This is a genomic window from Brevundimonas sp. (assembly GCF_018608325.1).
Taxonomy (GTDB): Bacteria; Pseudomonadota; Alphaproteobacteria; order Caulobacterales; family Caulobacteraceae; genus Brevundimonas.
In genome coordinates this window covers 1-5926 of the sequence record NZ_JABAZW010000048.1, presented here as the reverse complement: position 1 = coordinate 5926, position 5926 = coordinate 1, and the positions used below count along the sequence as shown (strand labels likewise).

The following is a 5926-nucleotide window of genomic DNA, read 5'->3' as shown; positions in this document are numbered from 1 at the left end:
TGCGTGGAGAGGTCCGGGTGACCGCCTTCACCGCCGATCCCCTGGCTCTGACGGCCTATGGTCCGCTGCTGCGTGCCGACGGCACGGTGGCCCTGACCCTGAGCTCGACACGACCCGACAAGAACGGCGTCGTGGGCAGGGCCAAGGAGATCGCCACCAAGGAAGAGGCCGACGCCCTGCGCGGCCTGAAACTGCACGTCCCCCGCGACCGCTTCCCTGAGCCGGACGAGGACGAGTTCTATCTGGCGGATCTGATCGGGGTTCAGGCCCGCGCCACGGACGGCGTCGTCATGGGCCAGGTCAAGTCGGTGCAGAATTTCGGCGCCGACGACATGCTGGAAATCGCGCCCGCGACGGGCGGGCCGACCTGGTATCTGCCGTTTACGAAAGAGGCGGTGCCCGAACTGCACCTCGCCGACGGCTGGCTGTTGGCCGTGCCGCCGAACGAGGTGGGTGAGCGCGAGCCCGACTGACCCTAGATTTCTTCCGTCGGGGCGTCGGGGACGTATTTCTTGATCGACTCGATGGCGCGCTTGGCGCCCGACTTGTCCGAATAGCCTTCGGTCGAGAAGATGATCTCGGAATTGTACTTGAAGCGGACACGGAACTCGCCAGCCTTGTCCTTATAGACTTCGAACTTGTGCGCCATCGGGCGTCTCCAGATACGACCTGTGATCGGGTCGAAAGCAAGCTGGCATTGACGCCTCAGCGTCGCCATTCACAAGCGCGCGATTACACTGCTCCTGTGGCGGTTGCGGAATCGACTGAGGCTGGCAACATAGGTCCATCCGCAAGCAGGGCCTTACGCCATGACCGATCTGTCCGCCTTCCCGATCACCCAGCGCTGGCCCGCCCAGCATCCTGACCGGCTGCAACTCTATTCGCTGCCGACGCCGAACGGGGTGAAGGTGTCGATCATGCTGGAAGAGATCGGCCTGCCATACGAACCGCACCTGATCGACATCAGCAAGAACGAGACCTGGGGGCCGGAGTATCTGTCGCTGAACCCAAACGGCAAGATTCCCGCCATTCTCGACCCGAACGGTCCGGGCGGACAGCCGCTGGCCCTGTTCGAATCCGGCGCCATCCTGATCTATCTGGCGGAGAAGAGCGGCCGGTTCCTGTCGGCGGACCCGGCTGAACGCTATCAGACGATCCAGTGGGTCATGTTCCAGATGGGGGCCATCGGCCCGATGTTCGGCCAGCTTGGCTTCTTCCACCGCTTCGCAGGGCGAGAGTATGAGGACAAGCGTCCGCGCGACCGCTATGTCGCCGAATCCCGCCGCCTGCTGGGCGTGCTGGAGACGCGTCTGGCCAATGCGGGCGGCGAGCCGCGTGAATGGATCATCGGCGACTATTCCATCGCTGACATCGCCACCCTGGGCTGGGTCCGCAATCTGATCGGCTTCTATGAGGCGGGCGAAATCGTCGGCTTCAAGGACTTCCCCCATGTCGCGGCCTGGCTGGAGCGCGGCCTTGCTCGACCGGCGGTTCAGCGAGGGCTTGAGATTCCGTCACGAACATGAACCATACTGTTCCGGTTGCGTTAGTCCGCAACCTCAACAGGAGCGCGACCTCATGGGCATCTTCTCTTCCATCTGGAACAAGATCACGAACCACAAGCCTGCGGCGGCTCCGGCCCCCGCTCCGACTGCCGCTCCAGCGGGCGCTGCACCGACTGCTGCGCCTGCGGCCCTGCCGCCGGTTGATGTCGAAGCCGTTCTGAGCGGCCTGGCCGCCAGCAAGGGCGGCGGCGGCAACTGGCGCACCTCGATCGTCGACCTGCTCAAGCTGCTCGACCTCGATTCCAGCCTGGCCGCCCGCAAGGAGCTGGCTCAGGAACTGAACGTCCACGCCGGTGAACACGGCTCGGCCGAACAGAACATCGCCCTGTCCAAGGCGGTCTGGCAGAAGCTAGCCGAAAACGGCGGCCAGGTTCCGGCTTCGCTGCGCGACTGATCTGCGACTACTCGCTGGATCAGGCCTTCGGTCTGATCCAGCGCATCGCGGCCAAGGCCGCAAAGCCCACGACCAGCCCCCAGAAGGCCGCGCCGATCCCGAACAGGGCGACGCCGGAACCTGTGGCGGCGAAGGTCAGGACCGCGGCCTCCCGCTCCTCCGGCTTGGCCAGCATGGCCCCCTGCGCCCCCGTCAGGGCCGCGATCAGGGCCAGCCCTGTGATGATGGCCAGAACCGCAGGCGGCATGGCGATGAACAGGCCCGCCAGAGGCGCCGCGAACAGGGCCACCACCATATAGAAGCCGCCATAGATGACGCCGACGGTCCACCGCTTCGCCGGATCAGGATGGGCGTCCGGGCCGGTGCAGAGGGCGGCGGTGATGGCGGCCAGATTGACCCCGTGGGCGCCGAACGGGGCGGCGATCAAGCTGGTCAGGCCGGTGGCGAAGATCAGGCGGTTGGCGGGCGGCTCATAGCCAGCGGCTCTCAACACCACCAGTCCCGGCAGGTTCTGCGAGGCCAGGGTCACCAGAAACAGCGGCAGGCCTAGGCTGACGGCGATCTTCCAGTCAAAGGCGGGCATGACCGGCGACAGACCGCCAAACAGGCCGGTTCCGGGCGGCAGACCGATCTGCCCCCTGAAGGCCAGCACGGCAAAGGCGGCGACCAGAACCGCAGGCAGGGCCCAGGCAGGCCACAACCGCCTTGTGACGATGAAGACGGCCAGCAACCCGACCGCCAAACCCATCTCGTCCGGCACGACCTTGAACAGCCGCAGCACGAAGGGCAGCAGCACCCCCGCCAGCATGGCCGAGGCGACGGATGCCGGGATCTTCTGCGCCAGTCGTCCCAGTGCGGGCAGCAGGCCCGTCAGCACCATCAGGGCCGCTGCAAACACAAAGGCCCCGATGGCGTTGGCCCAGCCCAGCCCCAGCGTTGAGGCCGCCAGCAGGGCCGCCCCCGGCGTCGACCAGGCCAGCACGACCGGCATTTTGAAACGCCAGCTCAGCAGCATCCCCGGCAGGCCGATGCCCAGACACAGGGCCGTCACCATTGAAATGATCTGGGCGGGACTGGCGCCCAGCACCTGACCCGCTTGAACGATCAGCGCGACCGTGCCGCCGAACCCGACGACGGTGGCCACGGCGGCGGCGGAAAAGCTGGCGGGGGGAAGGACGGGCGACGCGCTCATGGCCTTACGGATAAGCGGGGCCGTCGCGCCCCGAAAGCAAAAAGGGCCGCCGGATCACCGGCGGCCCCTGATTGTTCACCGATCCGTCGGGATCAGGCTTCGATGTCTTCCGGCAGGCCAACGGCGTGGAAGCCCGCATCGACGTGGACGACTTCGCCCGTGGTCGAACGACCCAGGTCCGAGCACAGCCACAGGGCCGCACCCGCGACGCCTTCCATCGAGGTCTCTTCCTTGATCAGCGAGAACTGCGCCGACTTGGAGTGCAGGCCGCGTCCGCCCGAGATGCCCGCCAGCGACAGGGTACGCATGGCGCCCGCTGAGATGGCGTTGACGCGGATGTTCTTGGGGCCCAGGTCGCGCGCGATATAGCGGGTCGCAGCTTCCAGCGCGGCCTTGGCCACACCCATGGTGTTGTAGTTCGGAATGACCCGCTCGGACCCCAGATAGGTCAGGGTGATCATCGAGCCGCCGTTCGGCATCAGCCTGGCCGAACGCTTGGCCACGTCCACGAAGCTGAAGGCCGAGATGTTCATGGCCAAGAGGAAGCTGTCGCGCGTGGTGTTGTCGACGAACGAACCCTTCAGCTCATCCTTGTTGGCGAAGGCGACCGAGTGGACGACGAAGTCGATCGTGCCGAACTCTTTTTCCAACTCGGCGAAAGCGTGGTCCATCGAGGCGTCGTCGGTCACGTCGGCCTGGATCAGCAGCTTGGCGCCGACGCTTTCGGCCAGCGGGCGCACGCGGCGCTCCAGACTTTCGCCCATATAGGTGAAGGCCAGTTCGGCGCCCTGGGCGGCCAGTTGCGATGCGATGCCCCAGGCGATGGAGCTGGAGTTCGCGACCCCCATGATCAGGCCCTTCTTGCCCTTCATGAGGTCTCCGGTGGGCATGTCCCAGCCTTCGCTCGTCGCCATGATACGTCTCCTGATGATTTGGCGGAGGGTTAGCAGGGGCCGGTGCGAACCGGAACCCCCGCAAGCTTCCGTAAGGTTACAGCAGGGCCGAAATCGCCTTGCGGGCCGCCTCGCCCAGGTCCGGGCGCTTCAGGGCCAGGGCGACGTTGGCGCGCAGCAGGCCGATCTTGTCGCCGCAGTCGTGGGTGACGCCCTCATATTCGACGGCGGTGAAGCTCTGCTGGTGCATCAACCGGTCCATGGCGTCGGTCAGCTGGATCTCGCCGCCTGCGCCGCGTTCCTGCGTGGCCAGCAGGTCGAAGATCTCCGGCTGCAGGATGTAGCGGCCCGCGATGGACAGGTTGGACGGCGCCGTGCCGGGGGCGGGCTTTTCGACCATCCCCTTCATGGTGATGCGGTTGCCCTCGCGGCTGGCCGGGTCGACGATGCCGTATTTATGGGCGTCGGCGATATCGACGGATTCAACGCCGATCAGATTGCCGCCCGTCTCTTCATAGACGTCGACCAGTTGTTTCAGCGCGCCCGGCTGACCATCGACGATGACGTCGGGCAGGATGACCGCGAACGGCTCATGGCCGATGATGTCGCGTGCGCACCAGACGGCGTGCCCCAGGCCCTTGGGCTGCATCTGGCGGGTGAAGCTCATCTCGCCGGCCTTGGCGAGTTCGGCGTTCATCATCTCGAGAATCGCCGTCTTGCCCTTGGCCAGAAGCTGGGCTTCGAGTTCGATCTGGTGGTCGAAATAGTCTTCGATGGCGCCTTTCGAGCGACCGGTGACGAAGACGATATGCTCGATACCGGCCTCGCGGGCCTCTTCGACGATGTAGGAAAGGATCGGCCGGTCAACGACGTTCAGCAGTTCCTTGGGGGTCGTCTTGGTGCCGGGAAGAACCCGTGTGCCGAGACCGGCGACGGGAAGTACGGCCTTGCGCAGACGCGCGGGCTTGGAAGTCATTCGATGTCCTGAAAGCTGTCCCGCCCCATCATAGTCGATGTGGCGACGGTGAAAAGGGGCGGGACGCCTTCGGGGAGAACTCTGTTACTTGGCCGGGCGGGCCATCGGGGTCATGGCCGCTGCGGCGGCGCGTTGGGCCTGCAGATCGGCTTCCTGCAGCGGAATCAGGCCACGGTCCTGCAGATAGCCGCCACGACCGGCAGAGGCGTCCGACAGGAACTCCTGCACGAACTGCTGCAGGCCGGGGATGACGCCGATATTGGCCTTCTTCACATAGATGTAGAGGCTGCGCGACAGCGGATAGGTGCCGTTGGCGATGGTGTCAGCTGTGGGGGCGACGCCGTCGATGGTCTCGGCCTTCACCGTGTCCAGGTTCTGCTCCAGGAAGGAATAGCCGAACACGCCCAGCGAACCGGGGGTGCGGCTCAGGGTCTGGACGATGGCGTTGTCGTTCTCGCCCGCGTCGATCCAGGCGCCGTCTTCACGCAGGGTGTGGGCGATGGTTTCAAAACGGGTCTTGTCCGACTTCTCGATGGCGGCGGCGGCGGGGACCAGTTTGGCGCCCGGCGCCATGCCCAGTTCCAGGAAGGCGTCGCGCGTGCCCGAGGTGGGCGGCGGGCCATAGACCTGGATGCGCTGGACCGGCAGGCCCTTGTTCACATCGTTCCAGGTCTTGGTCGGGTTGGCGATGAAGGCGCCGCTGGCGTCCGGGGTTTCCTTGGCCAGGCCTTCGTACAGGTCGTTCAGTTCGAAGTTGAAGCCGTTGCCGTTGCGGGCCGTGGCGATGACGATGCCGTCATAGCCGATCTTCAGTTCGACGATGTCGGTGACGCCGTTCTTGGCGCACAGGTCGAACTCGGACTGTTTCATCTGGCGCGAGGCGTTGGCGATGTCGGGGGAGTTGGG

The 5926-nt window shown here is 65.6% G+C and carries 8 protein-coding genes; 3 read left to right on the top strand and 5 right to left on the bottom strand.

Annotated features, from left to right (window positions below):
- The coding region (rimM, locus tag QZ281_RS05050; protein WP_292225451.1) for a ribosome maturation factor RimM at positions 1-473 on the top strand (473 nt) is incomplete at its 5' end.
- Positions 474-475: 2 nt separating this feature from the next.
- Here rimM and QZ281_RS05045 read toward each other — a convergent pair.
- Entirely contained in the window at positions 476-649 is a 174-nt protein-coding gene (locus tag QZ281_RS05045; RefSeq protein WP_292225448.1) for a DUF1508 domain-containing protein, read from the bottom strand.
- Positions 650-809: 160 nt separating this feature from the next.
- Between QZ281_RS05045 and QZ281_RS05040 the strand changes: the two genes are divergently transcribed.
- Positions 810-1526 carry a glutathione S-transferase N-terminal domain-containing protein gene (locus QZ281_RS05040; protein WP_292225446.1) on the top strand — a complete coding sequence of 239 codons (717 nt, stop codon included), beginning with the start codon at positions 810-812 and terminating at the stop codon, positions 1524-1526.
- A gap of 52 nt (positions 1527-1578) precedes the next feature.
- Complete coding sequence (locus tag QZ281_RS05035; protein WP_292225445.1) at positions 1579-1959, top strand: DUF3597 family protein; 381 nt, start codon at positions 1579-1581, stop codon at positions 1957-1959.
- Positions 1960-1978: 19 nt separating this feature from the next.
- Here QZ281_RS05035 and QZ281_RS05030 read toward each other — a convergent pair whose 3' ends face one another.
- The 4 genes from QZ281_RS05030 to QZ281_RS05015 form a co-directional block, all read right to left on the bottom strand.
- On the bottom strand, positions 1979-3151 hold the full coding sequence (locus tag QZ281_RS05030) for a benzoate/H(+) symporter BenE family transporter (protein ID WP_292225442.1): 1173 nt from the start codon (positions 3149-3151) through the stop codon (positions 1979-1981).
- Between the two features lie 92 nt (positions 3152-3243).
- Positions 3244-4041 carry an enoyl-ACP reductase gene (locus QZ281_RS05025; RefSeq protein ID WP_292225454.1) on the bottom strand — a complete coding sequence of 266 codons (798 nt, stop codon included), beginning with the start codon at positions 4039-4041 and terminating at the stop codon, positions 3244-3246.
- A gap of 100 nt (positions 4042-4141) precedes the next feature.
- Entirely contained in the window at positions 4142-5020 is an 879-nt protein-coding gene (gene galU, locus QZ281_RS05020; RefSeq protein WP_292225440.1) for a UTP--glucose-1-phosphate uridylyltransferase GalU, read from the bottom strand.
- A gap of 84 nt (positions 5021-5104) precedes the next feature.
- Positions 5105-5926: substrate-binding domain-containing protein (locus tag QZ281_RS05015; protein WP_292225437.1), on the bottom strand; the 822-nt coding region annotated here is incomplete at its 5' end.

Bases quoted from the DNA above. Each gene is read 5' to 3' on its own strand.
- QZ281_RS05045 (WP_292225448.1), bottom strand. From the start codon at position 649: ATGGCGCACAAGTTCGAAGTCTATAAGGACAAGGCTGGCGAGTTCCGT.
- QZ281_RS05040 (WP_292225446.1), top strand. From the start codon at position 810: ATGACCGATCTGTCCGCCTTCCCGATCACCCAGCGCTGGCCCGCCCAG.
- QZ281_RS05035 (WP_292225445.1), top strand. From the start codon at position 1,579: ATGGGCATCTTCTCTTCCATCTGGAACAAGATCACGAACCACAAGCCT.
- QZ281_RS05030 (WP_292225442.1), bottom strand. From the start codon at position 3,151: ATGAGCGCGTCGCCCGTCCTTCCCCCCGCCAGCTTTTCCGCCGCCGCC.
- QZ281_RS05025 (WP_292225454.1), bottom strand. From the start codon at position 4,041: ATGCCCACCGGAGACCTCATGAAGGGCAAGAAGGGCCTGATCATGGGG.
- galU (WP_292225440.1), bottom strand. From the start codon at position 5,020: ATGACTTCCAAGCCCGCGCGTCTGCGCAAGGCCGTACTTCCCGTCGCC.